Annotated in this window: 19 protein-coding genes; all 19 read left to right on the plus strand. The window is 40.7% G+C overall.

The features are described from left to right. Positions 1–1,000 precede the first annotated feature (1,000 nt). The 19 genes from GEZ89_RS08415 to dnaJ all read left to right on the plus strand — a co-directional run bounded on the left by GEZ89_RS08415 (position 1,001) and on the right by dnaJ (position 20,726). Positions 1,001–2,662: a ribonuclease J gene (locus tag GEZ89_RS08415; protein ID WP_153225688.1), complete on the plus strand. Its 1,662-nt coding sequence runs from the start codon at positions 1,001–1,003 to the stop codon at positions 2,660–2,662. A 65-nt stretch (positions 2,663–2,727) separates the two neighbouring features. Then, the gene (locus GEZ89_RS08420; RefSeq protein WP_153225689.1) at positions 2,728–3,507 is read left to right on the plus strand and encodes an alpha/beta hydrolase; all 780 of its coding nucleotides are present in this window, start codon (positions 2,728–2,730) and stop codon (positions 3,505–3,507) included. Between the two features lie 107 nt (positions 3,508–3,614). After that, positions 3,615–4,316 carry a M57 family metalloprotease gene (locus tag GEZ89_RS08425; protein WP_153225690.1) on the plus strand — a complete coding sequence of 234 codons (702 nt, stop codon included), beginning with the start codon at positions 3,615–3,617 and terminating at the stop codon, positions 4,314–4,316. A gap of 69 nt (positions 4,317–4,385) precedes the next feature. After that, a complete protein-coding gene (gene uvrC, locus GEZ89_RS08430) occupies positions 4,386–6,209 on the plus strand; it encodes an excinuclease ABC subunit UvrC (RefSeq protein ID WP_153225691.1) in 1,824 nt (607 codons plus the stop codon). A 71-nt stretch (positions 6,210–6,280) separates the two neighbouring features. Beyond that, positions 6,281–7,231 (plus strand): 16S rRNA (cytosine(1402)-N(4))-methyltransferase RsmH, encoded by a 951-nt coding sequence (gene rsmH, locus GEZ89_RS08435; RefSeq protein WP_153225692.1) that lies wholly within the window; start codon positions 6,281–6,283, stop codon positions 7,229–7,231. A 9-nt stretch (positions 7,232–7,240) separates the two neighbouring features. Next, entirely contained in the window at positions 7,241–7,558 is a 318-nt protein-coding gene (gene ftsL / locus GEZ89_RS08440; protein WP_075231548.1) for a cell division protein FtsL, read from the plus strand. A 3-nt stretch (positions 7,559–7,561) separates the two neighbouring features. Continuing rightward, positions 7,562–9,817: a penicillin-binding protein PBP2X gene (gene pbp2X, locus GEZ89_RS08445; protein ID WP_153225693.1), complete on the plus strand. Its 2,256-nt coding sequence runs from the start codon at positions 7,562–7,564 to the stop codon at positions 9,815–9,817. Position 9,818: 1 nt separating this feature from the next. Next, positions 9,819–10,799 carry a phospho-N-acetylmuramoyl-pentapeptide-transferase gene (gene mraY / locus GEZ89_RS08450; protein ID WP_153225694.1) on the plus strand — a complete coding sequence of 327 codons (981 nt, stop codon included), beginning with the start codon at positions 9,819–9,821 and terminating at the stop codon, positions 10,797–10,799. 129 nt (positions 10,800–10,928) lie between these two features. After that, positions 10,929–11,456 carry an FUSC family protein gene (locus tag GEZ89_RS08455; protein WP_153225695.1) on the plus strand — a complete coding sequence of 176 codons (528 nt, stop codon included), beginning with the start codon at positions 10,929–10,931 and terminating at the stop codon, positions 11,454–11,456. A gap of 75 nt (positions 11,457–11,531) precedes the next feature. Then, positions 11,532–11,888: a transcriptional repressor GlnR gene (glnR, locus tag GEZ89_RS08460; protein ID WP_000659543.1), complete on the plus strand. Its 357-nt coding sequence runs from the start codon at positions 11,532–11,534 to the stop codon at positions 11,886–11,888. 35 nt (positions 11,889–11,923) lie between these two features. Then, a complete protein-coding gene (gene glnA, locus GEZ89_RS08465; RefSeq protein WP_045763630.1) occupies positions 11,924–13,270 on the plus strand; it encodes a type I glutamate--ammonia ligase in 1,347 nt (448 codons plus the stop codon). A gap of 119 nt (positions 13,271–13,389) precedes the next feature. Further along, positions 13,390–13,710 carry a PadR family transcriptional regulator gene (locus GEZ89_RS08470; RefSeq protein ID WP_049508281.1) on the plus strand — a complete coding sequence of 107 codons (321 nt, stop codon included), beginning with the start codon at positions 13,390–13,392 and terminating at the stop codon, positions 13,708–13,710. Beyond that, positions 13,710–14,285: a DUF2812 domain-containing protein gene (locus GEZ89_RS08475; protein ID WP_153225696.1), complete on the plus strand. Its 576-nt coding sequence runs from the start codon at positions 13,710–13,712 to the stop codon at positions 14,283–14,285. The genes GEZ89_RS08470 and GEZ89_RS08475 overlap by 1 nt, the downstream gene beginning before the upstream one ends. Positions 14,286–14,319: 34 nt before the next feature. After that, positions 14,320–14,832 (plus strand): DUF2812 domain-containing protein, encoded by a 513-nt coding sequence (locus GEZ89_RS08480; RefSeq protein WP_153225697.1) that lies wholly within the window; start codon positions 14,320–14,322, stop codon positions 14,830–14,832. A gap of 161 nt (positions 14,833–14,993) precedes the next feature. Then, a complete protein-coding gene (hrcA, locus tag GEZ89_RS08485) occupies positions 14,994–16,028 on the plus strand; it encodes a heat-inducible transcriptional repressor HrcA (protein ID WP_153225698.1) in 1,035 nt (344 codons plus the stop codon). 26 nt (positions 16,029–16,054) lie between these two features. Beyond that, the gene (grpE, locus tag GEZ89_RS08490; protein WP_153225699.1) at positions 16,055–16,570 is read left to right on the plus strand and encodes a nucleotide exchange factor GrpE; all 516 of its coding nucleotides are present in this window, start codon (positions 16,055–16,057) and stop codon (positions 16,568–16,570) included. Between the two features lie 369 nt (positions 16,571–16,939). Continuing rightward, positions 16,940–18,763 (plus strand): molecular chaperone DnaK, encoded by a 1,824-nt coding sequence (dnaK, locus tag GEZ89_RS08495; protein WP_153225700.1) that lies wholly within the window; start codon positions 16,940–16,942, stop codon positions 18,761–18,763. A gap of 99 nt (positions 18,764–18,862) precedes the next feature. Next, positions 18,863–19,270: a hypothetical protein gene (locus GEZ89_RS08500; RefSeq protein ID WP_153225701.1), complete on the plus strand. Its 408-nt coding sequence runs from the start codon at positions 18,863–18,865 to the stop codon at positions 19,268–19,270. Between the two features lie 319 nt (positions 19,271–19,589). Next, the gene (dnaJ, locus tag GEZ89_RS08505; RefSeq protein WP_153225702.1) at positions 19,590–20,726 is read left to right on the plus strand and encodes a molecular chaperone DnaJ; all 1,137 of its coding nucleotides are present in this window, start codon (positions 19,590–19,592) and stop codon (positions 20,724–20,726) included. Positions 20,727–20,884 lie beyond the last annotated feature (158 nt).

Raw genomic sequence — 20,884 nt, forward strand, 5'->3', positions numbered from 1 at the left:
AAAACAGGTGTCTTGTCAGTTTTAGTTACGACGTCTAGCGCCAAAGGACTTATCGACTTAACAAGACACCACTACTTTAACATAACGAAAAAGTAGTGAGTACTTTCTCCCGTCGGAGATTTCCTCATTACTAATCTTAGTATGTTTTAGTTTGATTTTATACTCTTCGAAAATCTCTTCAAACCACGTCAGCGTCGCCTTACCGTATATGTAGGATACTGACTACGTCAGTTCCATCTACAACCTCAAAACAGTGTTTTGAGCTAACTTCGTCAGTTCTATCCACAACCTCAAAACGGTGTTTTGAGCAACCTGCGGCTAGCTTCCTAGTTTGCTCTTTGATTTTCATTGAGTATTTAAGTATAGTGGATTGAACCTAGAATAGTAGGCTACGGATTCTAAAACATTTATAGAAATTTATTTGACTTTCCTAATTTCTTTGTTCATATCTTATTTTAATCCACTATAATAATCAATATTGTTTACAATTTCATGTCACATTCGGTTCAGAGGATTAAACATTTTCTCATAACCTTAGAACGAGATCCTATTTCCAAATACTAAAGAAGGGCATCATCGTGTCCTTTTCATTTATGGCAATCCTTGTTATTAAAAAATTGATGATAAAAATCATGGTGCTATTACCGTCCTTGGTAGCTATGAGAGATAGTATACTCGGATTGTTCAATTTTAAAAGCCTTTGCTAACATGCCGTTCACTTGTTTTTGATTTGCTGAAGTAGAAAGGGGATAAGTGCTCGTTCATTATTAAAGCCATATAATGCTGACCAGTAGCCAAGAAAAATCTAACATTTAGGGTGTAGGTCATTCCTGTTTTTTTACCAGCAAACTCTCCTCCATTATCTGTGAGATTCATTTTGAAAATTAGTAAAAAAATGGTATAATGAATGGAAAAGATTCGGCTGAAAGTGAATTGGACTTTCAGAAAAAGAGAGCTTTTAAAGCTCTACAAACAGTTGAAGTGACTATTCGGAGGAAAAATGAATACTATTAAATTAACAACACTTGGGGGTGTACGTGAAAACGGTAAAAACATGTACATCGCAGAAATTAACGACTCGATTTTTGTATTAGATGCAGGTTTGAAATATCCTGAAAATGAACAGTTGGGTGTCGATGTCGTTATTCCAAATATGGACTATTTGTTTGAAAATAGCGCCCGTATTGCTGGGGTTTTCTTAACACACGGGCATGCGGATGCGATTGGCGCCCTTCCTTATCTCTTGGCAGAAGCTAAGGTTCCTGTATTTGGCTCAGAGTTGACCATTGAATTGGCTAAACTTTTTGTTAAGGGAAATGACAGCGTCAAGAAATTTGATGATTTCCATGTGATTGATGAAAATACAGAGATTGATTTTGGTGGAACGATAGTGTCCTTTTTCCGTACAACCCACTCTATTCCAGAAAGTTTGGGTGTGGTTTTGAAAACATCTGAAGGCAACATCGTCTATACAGGGGATTTCAAGTTTGACCAAACAGCTAGTGAATCTTATGCCACTGACTTTGGACGTTTAGCCGAAATTGGTCGTGAAGGAGTCCTGGCTCTTCTAAGTGATTCTGCCAATGCAGATAGCAATATCCAAGTAGCTAGTGAAAATGAAGTTGGTGTAGAAATCACGCAAACCATCTCTGACTGGGATGGACGCATCATCGTTGCTGCAGTTGCAAGTAACCTTTCTCGTATCCAGCAGGTTTTTGACGCAGCTGCGGAGACAGGACGTCGTGTTGTCTTGACAGGATTTGACATTGAAAATATCGTCCGCACAGCCATTCGCCTTAAAAAACTATCTCTGGCAAATGAGAGACTTTTGATTAAGCCCAAAGAGATGTCCCAATTTGAAGATCATGAGTTGATTATCCTTGAGACAGGTCGAATGGGGGAACCGATTAATGGACTTCGTAAGATGTCTATCGGCCGTCACCGTTATGTTGAAATCAGGGAAGGAGACTTGGTCTATATCGTTACAACACCATCGATTGCCAAAGAGGCTATGATGGCGCGTGTGGAAAATATGATCTACCAAGCTGGAGGTGTGGTTAAAACCATTACCCAAAGTTTGCGAGTGTCTGGACATGGGAATGCGCGTGATTTGCAATTGATGATCAATCTCTTGCAACCTCAGTATCTCTTCCCGATCCAAGGAGAATACCGTGAGTTGGATGCCCATGCTAAGGCTGCTATGGCAGTTGGTATGCTACCAGAACGTATTTTTATCCCTAAAAAAGGGACTACTATGTCTTACGAGCATGGGGACTTTGTTCCATCTGGTGCAGTTACAGCAGGCGATGTTTTGATTGACGGGAATGCTATTGGAGATGTTGGGAATGTCGTTCTTCGTGACCGTAAGGTCTTGTCAGAAGATGGGATTTTCATCGTGGCTATTACTGTTAACCGTCGTGAGAAGAAAATCATTGCTAAAGCTCGAGTGCACACGCGTGGATTTGTCTATCTCAAGAAGAGCCGTGATATCTTGCGCGAAAGTACAGAGTTAGTCAATCAAACAGTAGAAGACTATCTACAAGGTGAAGAGTTTGATTGGGCAGAACTCAAAGGTAAGGTACGTGATCATTTGGCTAAGTTCCTCTTTGACCAAACCAAGCGTCGCCCAGCTATCTTACCTGTAGTCATGGAAGCAAAATAGGATCAAATAGCAAGAGAAAGTCGAGTTTCGGCTTTTTCTTATCTTAAATGAATAAGGAGCAAGTTATGGCAGTAATGAAGATTGAGTATTACTCAGAAGTTTTAGATATGGAGTGGGGAGTGAATGTTCTCTACCCGGATGCGTCTCGGGTTAAGGAGCCAGATTCTACGGATATTCCTGTTCTTTATCTCCTTCATGGGATGTCAGGGAATCACAACAGTTGGCTCAAACGGACCAATGTAGAGCGCTTGGTGCGAGGGACCGATCTGATTGTTGTCATGCCTAATACAAGTAACGGTTGGTATACAGATACTCAGTATGGCTATAACTACTATACAGCTCTAGCAGAAGAACTGCCTAAAGTGCTCAAACGTTTCTTCCCTAATATGTCTAGCAAGCGTGAAAAAACTTTCATCGCTGGCCTTTCAATGGGAGGCTACGGTTCCTTCAAGTTGGCTTTGTCAACCAATCGTTTCTCACACGCAGCTAGTTTTTCTGGTGCTCTTAGTTTCGAAGAGTTTTCTCCAGAAAGTCAAAATCTTGGAACGCTTGCTTACTGGCGAGGAGTTTTTGGAAAGCTTGATAACTGGGAAACTAGTCCTTATTCACTTGAAACCCTTGCTAAAAAGTCAGACAAGAAGACCAAGCTTTGGGTTTGGTGTGGCGAGCAAGATTTCTTGTATGCTGCCAATAACCTCGCGGTGAAGAACCTCAAAAAATTTGGTTTTGATGTGACTTATAGCCATAGTGCAGGAACTCATGAATGGTATTATTGGGAAAAACAATTGGAACGGTTTTTGGCTACACTGCCGATTGATTTTGTTTTGGAAGAACGCTTGTCTTAGTTTTAGTTTTCTTTCAGCTTACTCGAGTAAAATAAGGAATCTATCTTTAGAATGGGAATCCATGGCTTAAAGATGGATTCTTATTTTTTTTAGAAAGGCGGGAAATCATGTTCTGGATTATTCGTGTTCTATGTCGATTGTTACTAGGGATTTGGCGCATGTTCTGGCGCCTTGTGTGGACTCTTGTAGTCTTAATTCTCATTGCTTTAGGGATTCTCTGGTATGTGACGGGAGATTTATCTGGTGTCTTCAATCAAGCGGGGCAACTAGTTCAAGTTGGTCAAGCAGGTTGGTATCAATGGCAAGAAACTGGTAAGTTGCAAGGCTTGTCTCAGACTGATCATCATCAAGATTCAGGAGTAAAATGGCCCCAAGCACAGGCGACTATTTATATTGATCCTCAAATGGATGCAACCTTTCAAAAGGCTTATGCCGAAGCTATTGCCAACTGGAATCAGACTGGCGCTTTTAATTTTGTACTTGTGACAGAAACTGACCAAGCAACTATTTTTGCGACTGAAATGAATGATGGTTCCACATCTGTTGCCGGTGAGGCAGAGAGTCAGACAAATCTCCTTACCAAACAATTTACTTCAGTAACAGTTCGTTTGAATCATTATTATTTATCTAATCCAAACTATGGCTATACCTATGATCGTATCTTGCATACGGCAGAGCATGAGTTAGGACATGCCATTGGCTTGGAACATACTAATGAAGTGTCAGTCATGCAGCCAGCAGGTTCTTATTATGGTATTCAGGCTCAAGATGTTCAAGCAGTTCAAGAACTATATGAGTCTGGAGAATAGGTGATTTTCAACGAAAAATAGAGCTCCTCGATGTAAGCAATGCAGGGGGCTTTTTGCTATAATGGAACTATGAATAACTTGATTAAATCAAAACTGGAGCTCTTGCCGACCAGCCCTGGTTGTTACATTCACAAAGATAAAAACGGTACGATTATCTATGTAGGAAAGGCCAAAAATCTACGCAATCGTGTACGGTCCTACTTCCGTGGGAGCCATGATACCAAGACAGAAGCCCTGGTGTCTGAGATTGTAGATTTTGAGTTTATTGTCACGGAGTCCAATATTGAGGCACTTCTTTTAGAGATTAATCTCATTAAGGAAAACAAGCCTAAGTACAATATTATGCTCAAGGACGATAAGTCCTATCCTTTCATCAAAATTACCAATGAGCGCTATCCTCGCTTGATTATCACTCGTCAGGTCAAGAAAGACGGAGGTCTCTATTTTGGCCCCTATCCTGATGTCGGTGCAGCTAATGAAATCAAGAGACTTCTGGATCGGATTTTCCCATTTCGCAAGTGTACCAATCCACCATCAAAGGTTTGTTTTTATTACCATATAGGGCAGTGCGTGGCTCACACCATCTGTAAGAAAGACGAGGCTTATTTCAAAGCCATGGCTCAAGAAGTCTCTGATTTTCTAAAGGGTCAGGATGATAAAATCATCGATGACCTCAAGGAAAAGATGAATGTGGCAGCTCAGAGTATGGAATTTGAACGTGCGGCTGAGTACCGAGATTTGATTCAAGCTATTGGCACTTTGCGAACTAAGCAACGAGTGATGGCTAAGGATCTCCAAAACCGAGATGTCTTTGGCTACTATGTAGACAAGGGATGGATGTGTGTTCAGGTTTTCTTTGTCCGTCAGGGCAAGTTGATTGAACGCGATGTCAATCTCTTTCCTTACTACAATGATCCAGATGAGGATTTTCTGACCTATGTGGGGCAATTTTATCAGGAAAAATCTCACCTAGTTCCCAATGAAATTTTGATTCCTCAGGATATTGATGAAGAAGCCGTTAAGGCCTTGGTGGATACCAAAATTCTCAAACCCCAACGTGGGGAGAAAAAGCAACTGGTCAATCTGGCTATCAAAAATGCGCGTGTTAGTCTAGAGCAGAAGTTTAATCTGTTAGAGAAATCAGTTGAAAAGACTCAAGGGGCTATTGAAAATCTGGGACGACTCTTACAAATTCCAACCCCAGTCCGTATCGAGTCCTTTGATAACTCCAATATCATGGGGACTAGTCCAGTTTCTGCCATGGTTGTTTTTGTCAATGGAAAACCGAGCAAGAAGGATTACCGCAAGTACAAGATAAAAACAGTTGTAGGGTCAGATGACTATGCAAGTATGCGAGAGGTTATCCGCAGACGCTATGGTCGAGTTCAACGTGAGGCTTTAACTCCGCCAGATTTGATTGTGATTGATGGTGGTCAAGGTCAGGTTAATATCGCTAAGCAGGTTATTCAAGAAGAGTTGGGGTTAGATATTCCCATTGCAGGTTTGCAAAAGAATGATAAGCACCAGACCCATGAATTGCTCTTTGGAGATCCGCTTGAGGTGGTGGAGTTATCTCGTAATTCTCAGGAATTTTTCCTCCTGCAACGCATACAGGATGAGGTCCATCGCTTTGCCATCACCTTCCACCGTCAACTGCGCTCTAAAAATTCCTTCTCCTCTCAATTGGATGGAATTGAGGGCTTGGGTCCAAAACGCAAGCAGAATTTGATGAAATATTTCAAATCTCTGACAAAAATCAAGGAAGCCAGCGTGGATGAGATTGTCGCAGTTGGTATACCAAGGGCAGTAGCAGAGGCTGTTCACCAACACTTGAATCCCCAAGAACGCGTAGAACTAGCTCAGGTAGCAGAGTCGCCTGCTGAATACAAGTGATAAAGTAACAAGGAAAGGTTTTTGCTTTAGCGAGTGCAAGCTAGTCAGAATTGTGGTAAAATAGATAAGATATGACTAAAGAATTTCATCATGTAACGGTCATGCTCCATGAAACCATTGATATGCTTGATGTAAAACCTGACGGTATTTACGTTGATGCGACCTTGGGTGGAGCAGGCCATAGCGAGTATTTATTAAGTAAATTAAGTGTAAAGGGGCATCTCTATGCCTTTGATCAGGACCAGAATGCCATTGACAATGCGCAAAAACGTCTGGCGCCTTATATAGAAAAAGGAATGGTTACCTTCATCAAGGACAACTTCCGTCATTTGCAAGCACGTTTGCAGGAAGCGGGTGTAGAAGAAATTGATGGCATTTGTTATGACTTAGGTGTTTCGAGCCCGCAGTTAGACCAGCGTGAACGTGGTTTTTCTTATAAAAAAGATGCCCCGCTGGATATGCGGATGAATCAGGAAGCTAGTCTGACAGCTTATGAGGTTGTCAATCACTATGATTATCATGACCTGGTACGAATCTTTTTCAAATATGGAGAAGACAAGTTTTCCAAACAGATCGCTCGGAAGATTGAACAGGCGCGTGAGTTGAAGCCGATTGAGACAACAACAGAATTGGCCGAGATTATCAAGTCTGCTAAGCCTGCCAAGGAACTCAAGAAAAAAGGTCATCCGGCCAAGCAAATTTTCCAAGCCATCCGTATTGAGGTCAATGATGAATTAGGAGCTGCAGATGAGTCCATCCAACAAGCTATGGAATTACTAGCAGTGGACGGAAGAATCTCAGTCATTACCTTTCATTCGCTGGAAGATCGCTTGACCAAGCAATTGTTCAAGGAAGCTTCAACAGTAGAAGTGCCAAAAGGCTTGCCTTTCATCCCATATGATCTTAAGCCCAAGATGGAATTAGTCTCTCGCAAACCGATTCTACCAAGCAAGGAGGAGTTGGAGGCCAATAATCGTTCCCACTCAGCCAAGTTACGAGTAGCTCGAAAAATTCATAAGTAAGGGGATAAAATGGTAGAAAAAAGAGAAACAACGAGCCAATTACTGCAAGCTCGTATCAAGAGATTTTCACGTGTTGAGAAGGCCTTTTACCTTTCGATTGCCATTACAGCCCTTGTCTTAGCCATCAGTGTGGTCTATATGCAAACCAAGCTCCTGCAAGTTCAAAGTGATTTGACAACTGTCAACAGACAGATTGAGGAGAAAAAGACGGAGCTAGACGATGCCAAGCAAGAGGTCAATGAATTGATTCGCTCAGAACGTCTGGCGGGTGTCGCGGATTCGCAAGACTTGCAATTAAACAATGGAAATATCCGATCGGCGGAGTAATATATGAAAACATGGAAAGAAAAAATAGTACACTTTGCCATTAAGAATCGCAGAACTCCTCTAGAAAACCGCAGACGAGTTGGAAAAAGCCTTAGTCTCTTGGCTGTCATTCTCTTTGCTGTTTTTTTGGTTAACTTTGCGGTGATTATTGGTACGGGAAAGAAGTTTGGTGTTGACCTGGTCAAAGAAGCATATAAGGTTCATCAAACAACTCGAACAGTCCCTGCTAAGAGGGGAACCATTTATGATCGTAATGGAACTCCGATTGCAGAAGATGCAACCTCCTATAATGTTTATGCGGTCATTGATAAGGATTATAAGTCTGCGAATGGAGATATTCTATATGTTGAGGAATCTCAGTACAATAAGGTAGCCGAAATTTTTCATAAGTACTTGGATATGGAGGAGACCTACGTCAAAGATCAACTCTCTCAACCCAATCTCAAACAGGTTTCCTTTGGTACTAAAGGAAATGGGATTACCTACGCAAATATGATGTCCATAAAAAAGGATCTAGAAGCTGCCAAGATTGAGGGAGTGGATTTTACCACAAGCCCCAATCGAAGTTATCCAAATGGGAAATTTGCTTCATCCTTCATTGGTCTAGCCCAGCTCCATGAAAATGAAGATGGTTCGAAGAGCCTTATTGGAACATCTGGTATTGAAAGCTCCTTGAATAGCTTGTTAGCAGGGACAGATGGTATTATTACCTATGAAAAAGACCGTCTAGGTAATATCGTTCCTGGTACGGAACAAGTCACTCAACAAACCGTAGATGGAAAAGATGTCTACACGACCATATCTAGTCCTTTGCAATCCTTTATGGAAAGCCAAATGGATGCCTTCCAGGAAAAAGTGAAAGGCAAGTACATGACTGCGACCTTGGTTAGCGCCAAGACAGGAGAAATTCTGGCCACGACTCAAAGGCCGACCTTTGATGCTGATACCAAAGAAGGGATTACAGAGGACTTTGTCTGGCGTGATATCCTTTACCAAAGTAACTATGAACCAGGTTCAACCATGAAGGTCATGACCTTAGCAGCAGCTATAGATAACAATACCTTCCCTGGAGGAGAATATTTCAACAGTAGTGAACTGAAGGTGGCGGATGCTACCATCAAAGACTGGGATGTCAATGAAGGTCTGACTAGTGGTGGAATGATGACCTTCTCGCAAGGTTTTGCTCACTCTAGTAACATCGGTATGACTCTCCTTGAGCAGAAAATGGGTGATGCTACTTGGTTAGACTATCTCAATCGTTTCAAATTTGGAGTTCCGACTCGGTTTGGGATGAGTGAAGAGTATGCTGGTCAACTCCCTGAAGATAATATCGTTAATATTGCCATGAGTTCCTTTGGTCAAGGGATTTCTGTTACGCAAACCCAGATGCTTCGTGCCTTTACGGCTATTGCCAACGACGGGGTTATGCTAGAGCCTAAATTTATCAGTGCTCTTTATGATCCAAATGATCAAACAGTACGTAAGTCACAAAAGGAAGTTGTGGGAAATCCTGTGTCCAAGGAAGCAGCTAGCCTGACTCGAGACCACATGGTGATGGTTGGTACAGATCCTGCCTATGGTACAATGTACAATCATAGTACAGGGAAAGGGACAATCAACGTTCCTGGCTATAATGTGGCATTGAAATCAGGGACTGCCCAGATTGCGGATGAACAAAATGGAGGATATCTAAAAGGTTCAACCAACTATATTTTCTCAGTTGTCTCTATGCACCCAGCTGAAAATCCAGATTTCATCCTCTATGTGACCGTTCAACAGCCAGAACATTACTCAGGAATACAGTTAGGAGAATTTGCCAACCCTATTCTGGAAAGAGCTTCAGCAATGAAAGATACACTCAATCTTCAATCAACAGCCAAAAACTTGGATCAGGTAACATCTACAACTAGTTATGCCATGCCAGAAATGAAGGATTATAGCCCTGGAGATCTAGCTGAAGAACTCCGTCGTAACCTTGTACAACCAATTGTTATCGGTTCAGGAACAAAAATCAAAGAAAGCTCTGTAGCAGAAGGAACCAATCTAGACGCCAATCAGCAAATCTTACTCCTTTCAGATAAGGTAGAAGAGATGCCTGACTTATATGGATGGTCTAAGAAAAATGTTGAAACCTTTGCCAAATGGCTGAATATCCAAGTTGAGTTTGAAGGCACAGGAGAAACTGTTAAAAAGCAAAGTGTTCGTGCCAATACAGCTTTAAAAGATTTACAGAAAATAAAAATAACATTAGGAGATTAGAATGCTTATTTCTATCTTTGCTGGAGTGATTGCCTTTATTCTAACAGTCATAGGAATTCCAGCCTTTATCCGTTTTTACCATAAAGCACAGATTACCGGTCAACAGATGCATGAAGATGTCAAACAACACCAAGCAAAAGCCGGGACACCAACAATGGGGGGACTTGTCTTTCTCCTAGCAGGAGTTTTAGTTAGTCTGGTTCTTGCTCTCGTGACTAATCAATTAACCAATAATGTTGGAATGATCCTCTTCATCCTGGTCTTATATGGTTTGGTTGGTTTCTTGGATGATTTCCTCAAGGTTTTCCGCAAAATCAATGAAGGACTTAATCCTAAACAGAAGCTCTTGCTTCAGTTGGTCGGAGGAGTTATCTTCTATTTCTTCTATGAAAGAGGTGGAGATATCTTAAATGTATTTGGTTATCCCTTGCATTTAGGTGTTCTGTATATTCTCTTTGCCCTCTTCTGGTTAGTTGGTTTTTCAAACGCAGTTAACCTGACTGACGGAATCGATGGCTTGGCAAGTATTTCTGTGGTGATTAGCCTATCTGCCTATGGAGTGATTGCCTATGTGCAAAATCAGCTCGATATCTTACTAGTGATTGTAGCAATGATTGGTGGTCTTCTTGGCTTCTTTGTCTTTAACCACAAGCCTGCTAAAGTTTTCATGGGAGATGTAGGTAGCCTAGCCCTTGGAGGTATGTTGGCTGCTATTTCCATGGCACTGCACCAAGAATGGACCTTGCTCTTGATTGGGATTGTATATGTTTTTGAAACAACATCTGTTATGATGCAAGTCACCTACTTTAAGTTGACTGGAGGAAAACGTATCTTCCGTATGACACCAGTTCACCATCATTTTGAGTTGGGGGGCTTTTCTGGAAAAGGCCAATCTTGGAGTGAGTGGAAGGTCGACTTCTTCTTCTGGGGAGTGGGCTTATTCGCTAGTCTCTTGACTTTGGCTTTCATATATTTGTTCTAAAAAGAGAATGTGGAATCATCAGATAGAGAAGGATTAAGTTCCTTCTCTTTTCTATTTCCATCAGTTTATTGCATCCCCTTCTCAAAAATAGGTAAATTTATGGTAAAATGGAAATAGAAAGTTGAAATGATGAGTTATTTTAAAAAGTATAGATTTGACAAATCCAAGTTTAAGTTAGGGATGCGAACTTTCAAGACAGGAATCGCTGTTTTTTTGGTCCTCATGATTTTTGGTTTTTTTGGTTGGAAAGGACTGCAGATTGGGGCCTTGACTGCAGTTTTTAGTTTAAGAGAAGATTTTGATAAGAGTGTCCATTTTGGTACTTCTCGTATTCTCGGAAATAGTATCGGTGGTTTTTATGCCCTGATTTTCTTTCTCTTAAATAATCTTTTTCACGGCGCCTTCTGGGCAACCCTCCTTGTTGTTCCAATTTGCACCATGTTAACCATTATGACAAATGTTGCTATGAACAATAAAGCAGGTGTTATCGGTGGAGTTGCGGCTATGTTGATTATTACCTTATCAATTCCAAGCGGGGAGACAGTTTTGTACGTGTTTGCCCGAGTTTTTGAAACATTTATGGGTGTTTTTGTGGCAATTCTTGTAAATTACGATATTGATCGTTTACGAAGTATTTTAGAGAAAAAAGAAAAATAATGTTACAAGATATAACATTATTGATTGACGATTGAATTTTTTTAGACTATAATAGACAGAAAGAAGGAAGTGTACATGAAGGAAAAAGAATTTCGTCGCAATATGGCAGTTTTCCCTATTGGTAGTGTTATGAAGTTGACCGATCTTTCGGCGCGCCAGATTCGTTACTATGAAGACCAGGAGTTGATTAAGCCTGATCGTAACGAGGGCAATCGTCGTATGTATTCTTTGAATGACATGGATCGATTGCTTGAGATTAAAGATTATATCTCTGAAGGTCTGAACATTGCTGCCATCAAGAAAAAATATGCTGAACGTGAGGCGAAGTCTAAAAAACCAGTGAGTCAAACTGAAGTACGAAGAGCCCTTCGGAATGAAGTTCTCCAACAAAGTCGCTTTGCTTCTCAACAATCACCTTTTGGTCGCGGTTAGGCAACCGCAAGTCGTCATATATAAGGAGAAAAACCATGCCAATCACAGCTGCAGATATTCGTCGTGAAGTTAAGGAAAAAAATGTAACCTTTATCCGTCTCATGTTTTCAGATATTTTGGGAACTATGAAAAACGTCGAAATTCCTGCTACAGATGAACAACTAGACAAGGTCTTGTCAAACAAGGCTATGTTTGATGGATCTTCTATTGAAGGGTTTGTTCGTATCAACGAATCAGATATGTACCTATACCCTGACCTGGACACTTGGACAGTCTTTCCTTGGGGAGATGAGAACGGTAGTGTCGCAGGATTGATCTGTGATGTCTATACAACAGAAGGGGAACCATTTGCAGGAGATCCTCGTGGAAACCTCAAACGTGCTCTTCGTCACATGGAAGAAGTTGGATTCAAATCTTTCAACCTTGGACCAGAGCCAGAATTCTTCCTATTTAAGCTTGATGAAAATGGAGATCCAACTCTTGAGGTAAATGACAAGGGTGGTTACTTTGATTTGGCGCCTACAGACCTTGCTGACAACACTCGTCGTGAGATTGTTAACGTCTTGACCAAAATGGGATTTGAAGTTGAAGCAAGTCACCACGAAGTTGCTGTAGGCCAACATGAGATTGACTTTAAGTACGATGAAGTTCTTCGCGCTTGTGATAAGATTCAAATCTTTAAACTAGTTGTAAAAACAATTGCCCGTAAACATGGTCTCTATGCAACCTTTATGGCTAAACCAAAATTTGGTATCGCTGGTTCAGGTATGCACTGTAATATGTCCTTGTTTGATGCTGAAGGAAACAATGCCTTCTTTGATCCAAATGATCCAAAAGGAATGCAATTGTCAGAAACTGCTTACTACTTCCTTGGTGGTTTGATCAAACATGCCTACAACTATACAGCTATCATGAACCCAACCGTTAACTCATACAAACGTTTGGTTCCAGGCTACGAAGCCCCTGTTTACATCGCTTGGGCTGGCCGTAACCGTTCACCACTTGTCCGCGTACCAGCATCACGCGGAATGGGAACACGTTTGGAGTTGCGTTCAGTGGACCCAATGGCGAACCCATATATTGCTATGGCTGTTCTTTTAGAAGTTGGTTTGAACGGTATCGAAAACAAAATTGAAGCACCAGCACCAATCGAGGAAAACATCTACATCATGACTGCAGAAGAGCGTAAAGAGGCTGGCATTACTGACCTTCCATCAACTCTTCACAACGCTTTGAAGGCTTTGACAGAAGACGAAGTGGTTAAAGCAGCTCTAGGTGAACACATCTACACTAGCTTCCTTGAAGCTAAACGCATCGAGTGGGCGAGCTATGCAACCTTTGTCTCACAATGGGAAATTGATAACTACCTAGATCTATACTAATAATAAATCAGAAAGATTGTCCGTGAGGACGATCTTTTTTTCTTGTATTTTATATCGAGGTGTGATATATTTTATATAACGAAGTGCGATATATCGAACTAAATAGGAGGTCTGATTAAATGGAATTAACAGATAAGATTAGGCGGGTTTACCTTCCCATGACTGAAACGGGATTTTATATTCTGTTTTGTCTGCAAAAGGAGAACCATGGCTATGGTATTACGCAAAAGGTCAAAGAAATGACAGATTCACAGGTTTCGATTAGTCCTGGGACTATGTATGGAACCCTATCGAAGATGGAAAAGGATGGTTTGATTTCCTTTGTCCGAGAAGAGGAAAAACGTAAAATCTATCAGATAACAGACTTAGGAAGAAAAGTTTTAGAGATTGAGTTGAAACGTATTGAACGGCTCTATAGAAACAGTCGGGAGGAGCTTTGATGGAAAAGAAAGTTGTTTATAGGATTTGTACCATTGCGGATTATGATAGAGAGGCACTCTATCTCAGAGAAATGCATGCTCAGGGCTGGAAACTTAAGGAAGTAAGTTATTCTAACTTAGTAGTTGCGGTTAAGTATACATTTGAAAAGTGCCAACCGGAGCAGGTGGTTTATCAGTTGGACTTTTATCCTATGAAAAAATCAGAGAGAGCTTCCTATTTACAACTATTTAAAGATTGTGGGTGGGAGCATATTACAGACTTTAATGGTTTTTCCTATTTTAGAAAACCTTATTATCGAATTGAATCAGATGCCGAGTTTGAAATTTATAATGATGCGGCCGGGAAGTTAGCTATGGTCAAGCGCATTTTAATAATGCGGATGCTTCCTGTCTTGCTTCTCTTTTCAGCGCTACTACCGGTTTTCTCAAAGTTACTCAGTGGAAGAGGTTCTTTCAGTTGGGGAATGTTTTTGATTGTTAGCGTAGACTGTACTTTATTGATAGTTTTTTCGATTCAGATTTCTTATATTTGTTGGAGATTGTTTCAAAAATGGAAAGAATTATCCGATAAATAAAATCAAGCATGTTTTCTAATTTGGAGGTCAGACAATGAATAGCAAAGTACAATTTCGAATGTTTACCATTTTTGATTTGGATAAGGTAGAAGATTATTTGCATGAGATGCATTTGAAAGGTTGGAAATTTAAATCGAATCGTTTTGGCTTTTTCTATTTTGAACAATGCCGACCAGATGATGTAGTTTACCGTGTGTGGAATACTAGCTACCTTAGAAAAAATGAGGTGGATTTACAAAGTATTAAGGATAGAGGATGGGAATTTGTGGAAAATTGTTCTTATTCTGTTTTTCGAAAAGCAACTTGTGATGTAGATTCAAATGATCAATCTTTCATGGACAATCGTCTTCGATGGGCTGATGTGAAATCTAGACTTCGTACATCTACAGTTTCTATCTCTGGTGGTCTTGTTGTTTGTATGAGTCTGTTTCGCGAAAGTCTCTCTCAGTCTTTCTTCCTTATTTTTGCCCTTTATGCCCTCGTGATTTCTTACCTAATCTATAGTTTTTATAGACTTAAAAAGAAATATCTTGAGAATGTAAGATAATTTTCTAGGTCCTCAGACTGATTTTTAGCACTCTTGGTAAAAGAGTGCTAATTTTTTGAGTTTTTGTCTTGACATTCTTTTCTAAGGGTGTATAATAGAATCATAAGTTAGCACTTGGAGGTTACGAGTGCTAAAAAGATCTATCAGAGAGGAGTGACGAGATGGTTACGGAACGTCAGCAGAGTATTTTAAATCTGATTATTGACATCTTTACCAAAACGCACGAACCTGTTGGATCTAAGGCCTTGCAAGAGTCTATCAACTCTAGTAGTGCTACCATTCGAAATGACATGGCAGCTCTAGAAAAGCAAGGTTTGCTTGAAAAGGCACATACTTCCAGTGGTCGGATGCCGAGTGTGGCTGGATTTCAATACTATGTCAAACACTCCTTATCCTTCGACCGTTTAGCTGAAAATCAAGTTTATGAGATTGTAAAAGCATTTGATCAAGAATTCTTCAAGCTTGAGGATATTCTTCAAGAGGCAACGAGAATCTTGACAGACTTGAGTGGTTGTACGGTTGTAGCACTGGATGTAGAACCAAGTAGGCAGAAGCTAACAGCTTTTGACATCGTTGTTCTCGGACAACACACAGCTCTTGCTGTTTTTACGCTTGATGAGTCTAGAACAGTTACCAGTCAGTTTTTGATTCCGAGAAATTTCTTGCAGGAGGATTTGAACCGCCTCAAGACCATGATTCAAGAACGTTTCCTGGATCAGACTGTTTTGGATATTCACTACAAGATTCGGACAGAGATTCCGCAGATTATCCAACGTTACTTTACAACAACGGATAACGTCATGGACCTCGTTGAACATATCTTCAAAGAAATGTTCAATGAAAATATCGTGGTTTCTGGCAAAGTCAATCTTTTGAATTTCGCAAATCTAGCAGCTTATCAGTTTTTTGATCAGCCACAAAAAGTAGCTTTGGAAATTCGAGAGAATCTGATTGGCGACCAGATGCAAAGTGTCCGAGTTGCGGATAGCCAAGAATCTTGTCTTGCTGACCTAGCAGTGATTAGCAGTAAGTTCCTGATTCCCTATCGTGGATTTGGAATTCTTGCGATTATTGGTCCAGTCAATTTGAATTATCAACAATTGGTTAATCAACTCAATGTTGTCAATCGAGTTCTAACTATGAAGTTGACGGATTTTTACCGCTATCTCAGCAGCAATCACTATGAAGTGAATTAAGATTGAAATCATTAAAGGAGGCGAAAATGGCCCAAGATATTAAAAATGAAGAAGTAAAAGAAGAGGAAGTTGTGGAAACAGCTGAAGAAACAACTTCTGAGAAGTCTGAATTGGACTTGGCAAATGAACGTGCCGAAGAATTTGAAAACAAATATCTTCGAGCTCATGCAGAAATGCAAAACATTCAGCGCCGTGCCAATGAAGAACGTCAACTCTTGCAACGCTATCGCAGCCAAGATTTGGCAAAAGCAATCTTGCCATCACTGGATAACCTCGAACGTGCCCTTGCCGTTGAAGGATTGACAGATGATGTGAAGAAGGGCTTGGAAATGGTCCAAGAAAGTTTGGTACATGCTCTGAAAGAAGAAGGAATTGAAGAAATTCCAGCAGATGGTGAATTTGACCATAACTACCACATGGCCATTCAAACAGTCCCAGCGGATGACGAACATCCAGCAGACACCATCGCACAAGTCTTCCAAAAAGGCTACAAACTCCATGACCGTATCTTAAGACCGGCTATGGTAGTGGTTTATAACTAGGCAATTCTGACGGTAGCTAAAGCAACTCGTCAGAAAACGGCAATCGCTATGGCGTTTGCCTAGCCTCCTTACTAACTCGTCGTCGAAATAATATCGATTTCGACTCCTCGTGTCGTAACATTCATAATAAAAACCTTGTCCGAAATGACACTAAACTATGAAAGAAAGATAAAAATGGTTCAGCTTTGCCAATAGTGAGCGAAGCGAACCAAAGGCGATATTCTTCGCCGTGGCGGTATTTTCGCAAACTTTTAGACCTGAGGCTCAAAGTTTAGTCAAAGAGATTGACGAAGTCAAGCTCTGACGGCGTCGCCACTTAAGAAGAGCATCAAAAAGAAAAAAAGAAGATAAATTTAAGGAGAAAAACACATGTCTAAAATTATCGGTATTGACTTAGGTACAACAAACTCAGCAGTTGCAGTTCTTGAAGGAACTGAATCAAAAATTATCGCAAACCCAGAAGGAAACCGCACAACGCCTTCTGTAGTATCATTCAAAAATGGTGAAATCATCGTTGGTGACGCTGCAAAACGTCAAGCAGTAACAAATCCAGATACAGTGATCTCTATCAAATCTAAAATGGGAACTTCTGAAAAAGTTTCTGCTAACGGAAAAGAATACACTCCACAAGAAATCTCAGCTATGATTCTTCAATACTTGAAAGGCTACGCTGAAGATTACCTTGGTGAAAAAGTAACGAAAGCAGTTATCACAGTTCCAGCTTACTTCAACGATGCCCAACGTCAAGCAACAAAAGATGCTGGTAAAATCGCTGGTCTTGAAGTAGAACGTATCGTTAACGAACCAACTGCAGCAGCCCTTGCTTACGGTTTGGACAAGACTGACAAAGAAGAAAAAATCTTGGTATTCGACCTTGGTGGTGGTACATTCGACGTATCTATCCTTGAATTAGGTGATGGTGTCTTTGATGTATTGGCAACTGCAGGGGATAACAAACTCGGTGGTGATGACTTTGACCAAAAAATCATCGACCACTTGGTAGCAGAATTCAAGAAAGAAAACGGCATCGACTTATCAGCTGACAAGATGGCTCTTCAACGTTTGAAAGACGCAGCTGAAAAAGCTAAGAAAGACCTTTCTGGTGTCACTTCAACTCAAATCAGCTTGCCATTTATCACTGCTGGTGAGGCTGGACCTCTTCACTTGGAAATGACCTTGACTCGTGCTAAATTCGACGATTTGACTCGTGACCTTGTAGAACGTACAAAAGTTCCAGTTCGCCAAGCCCTTTCAGATGCAGGTTTGAGCTTGTCAGAAATCGACGAAGTTATCCTTGTTGGTGGTTCAACTCGTATCCCTGCCGTTGTAGAAGCTGTTAAGGCTGAAACTGGTAAAGAACCAAATAAATCAGTGAACCCTGATGAAGTTGTTGCTATGGGTGCTGCTATCCAAGGTGGTGTCATCACTGGTGACGTCAAAGACGTTGTTCTTCTTGACGTAACTCCATTGTCACTTGGTATCGAAACAATGGGTGGAGTATTTACAAAACTCATCGACCGCAACACTACTATTCCAACATCTAAATCACAAGTCTTCTCAACTGCGGCAGACAACCAACCAGCCGTTGATATCCACGTTCTTCAAGGGGAACGCCCAATGGCAGCAGATAACAAGACTCTTGGACGTTTCCAATTGACAGATATCCCTGCTGCACCTCGTGGTATCCCACAAATCGAAGTGACATTTGACATCGATAAGAACGGTATCGTATCTGTTAAAGCGAAAGATCTTGGAACTCAAAAAGAACAAACAATCGTTATCCAATCTAACTCAGGTTTGACAGACGAAGAAATCGACCGCATGATGAAAGATGCAGAAGCTAACGCAGAAGCAGATAAGAAACGTAAAGAAGAAGTAGACCTTCGTAACGAAGTTGACCAAGCAATCTTTGCTACTGAAAAGACAATCAAGGAAACTGAAGGTAAAGGCTTCGATGCAGAACGTGATGCTGCCCAAGCTGCCCTTGATGACCTTAAGAAAGCTCAAGAAGACAACAACTTGGACGAAATGAAAGCAAAACTCGAAGCTTTGAACGAAAAAGCTCAAGGACTTGCTGTTAAACTCTACGAACAAGCCGCAGCAGCACAACAAGCTCAAGCAGGAGCAGAAGGTACACAAGCAACAGGAAACGCAGGCGATGACGTTGTAGACGGAGAGTTTACGGAGAAATAAAATAGTCCAGTGGCTTGTTTTAGCTCGTAATAATAGCAACTCTAAGTAAGTGGTGTCTATTAGATTATTTTAGCAATCACTTAAAAGAAGGAGGAACGTATGAGAATTGGTGAAATGGTTGATCAACTTGAGAATCAAGGATTAAAGATTGATATTTTTGCATATGATGGGAAACCGACAATTTCAGTATTTTATTTAGATCATAAAAAAAGAGGAAATAAATTTATTGAGATTTATGGCAAGAAAGATAATTCTATAGATTTTCTTTATGAAAATATGGAAGTTGCAAAACAAGATTATTATAAAAAATATGATGTTTCCATAGTGAAATTTCATAAAGAAACAATTTCGCCCACTTCTCTACTGGAATTTATTGAAAAAACGAGTGATGATGGCCCTATCACGAAACAAATAAAAATTGAGAACTGTAGCGACGAAGATTCTATTGAAGTTGCTGTTTCTAGTTACAATGTAGTCAAAGAGCTTTGTCAAGTTAGAAAAAAATGATGTTCCAATTTCTATTTTGAAATGGTTAATCACTCAAGCGGAGAAGACAGAGGTTGCAACCCAGCCTCTGTTTTTCGATAAAAAGGAACGATACTAATGTTTTGATTCGTTTCGCAATAACAATAGAAAGGAACAAGTGTGTTCGTAACTGAACACGGGTTCCAGAATTTCTTACTTAATCTGAAAGAAAGGACAAAGAGCGTTCGAGAAATTGAACTCGAGCGGAAAGCTTGGAAATTAGATAAACCTCCTAAGAAATCAGAATTTCTTGTCGGTTTCCTAAATTTCAGTCGCTTTCTGTTCGCTCTTAGTATCTTGTATGAACAATACAGAATTTTATGACCGTTTGGGCGTTTCAAAGAATGCATCTCAAGATGAGATCAAGAAAGCCTATCGGAAATTATCTAAAAAATATCACCCAGATATCAATAAAGAACCTGGTGCTGAGGAAAAGTACAAGGAAGTTCAAGAAGCTTATGAGACTTTGAGCGATGAACAGAAACGTGCTGCCTATGACCAATATGGAGCTGCGGGTGCCAATGGTGGTTTTGGTGGTGCTGGCGGTTTCGGAGGCTTCGACGGAGCAGGTGGCTTTGGCGGATTTGAAGATATCTTCTCAAGCTTCTTTGGTGGTGGCGGTGCATCACGTAATCCAAACGCCCCTCGTCAAGGTGACGACCTCCAGTATCGCGTTCATTTGACTTTTGAAGAAGCTATTTTTGGTACAGAAAAGGAAGTCAAATATAATCGTGAAGCAAGCTGTCGTACTTGTAATGGGTCTGGTGCTAAACCTGGAACAAGTCCAGTGACTTGTGGACGCTGTCATGGTTCAGGTGTGATCAATGTGGACACCCAAACACCACTCGGTATGATGCGTCGCCAAGTAACCTGTGATGTCTGTCATGGCCGTGGTCAAGAAATCAAAGATCCATGTACAACCTGTCATGGAACTGGTCATGAAAAACAAGCCCATAGCGTACACGTAAAAATCCCTGCTGGTGTGGAAACAGGTCAACAGATCCGCCTAGCTGGTCAAGGTGAAGCAGGATTTAACGGTGGACCATATGGTGACTTGTACGTGGTGGTTTCAGTTGAAGCTAGTGATAAGTTTGAACGTGAAGGAACCACTATCTTCTACAATTTGAACCTCAATTTTGTTCAAGCAGCACTTGGTGATACAGTAGATATCCCTACAGTTCATGGTGATGTAGAATTAGTCATTCCAGAAGGAACTCAGACTGGTAAACGATTCCGCCTACGTGGTAAAGGTGCGCCTAGCCTTCGTGGTGGTGCCCTTGGTGACCAATACGTTACTGTCAATGTTGTTACCCCAACAGGTTTGAATGACCGCCAAAAAGCAGCCTTGAAAGAATTCGCAGCTGCAGGTGATTTGAAAGTAAATCCAAAGAAAAAAGGCTTCTTTGACCATATTAAGGATGCCTTTGAAGGAGAATAAAGCATAAAGTAAAAAGAGCCTTCGGGCTCTTTTCAGAACGAAGACAAACGTCATTTTTGGTGTTTGTTTTTTTCTGTTTTCAAAAATATGTTGTCTCATCATCTGATATTCCATTCAAAAATCGGATTTAGAACAAAATAAAAAGGGATATTCTCTAT

The organism is Streptococcus mitis (assembly GCF_009496285.1).
Lineage (GTDB): Bacteria > Bacillota > Bacilli > Lactobacillales > Streptococcaceae > Streptococcus > Streptococcus mitis_BP.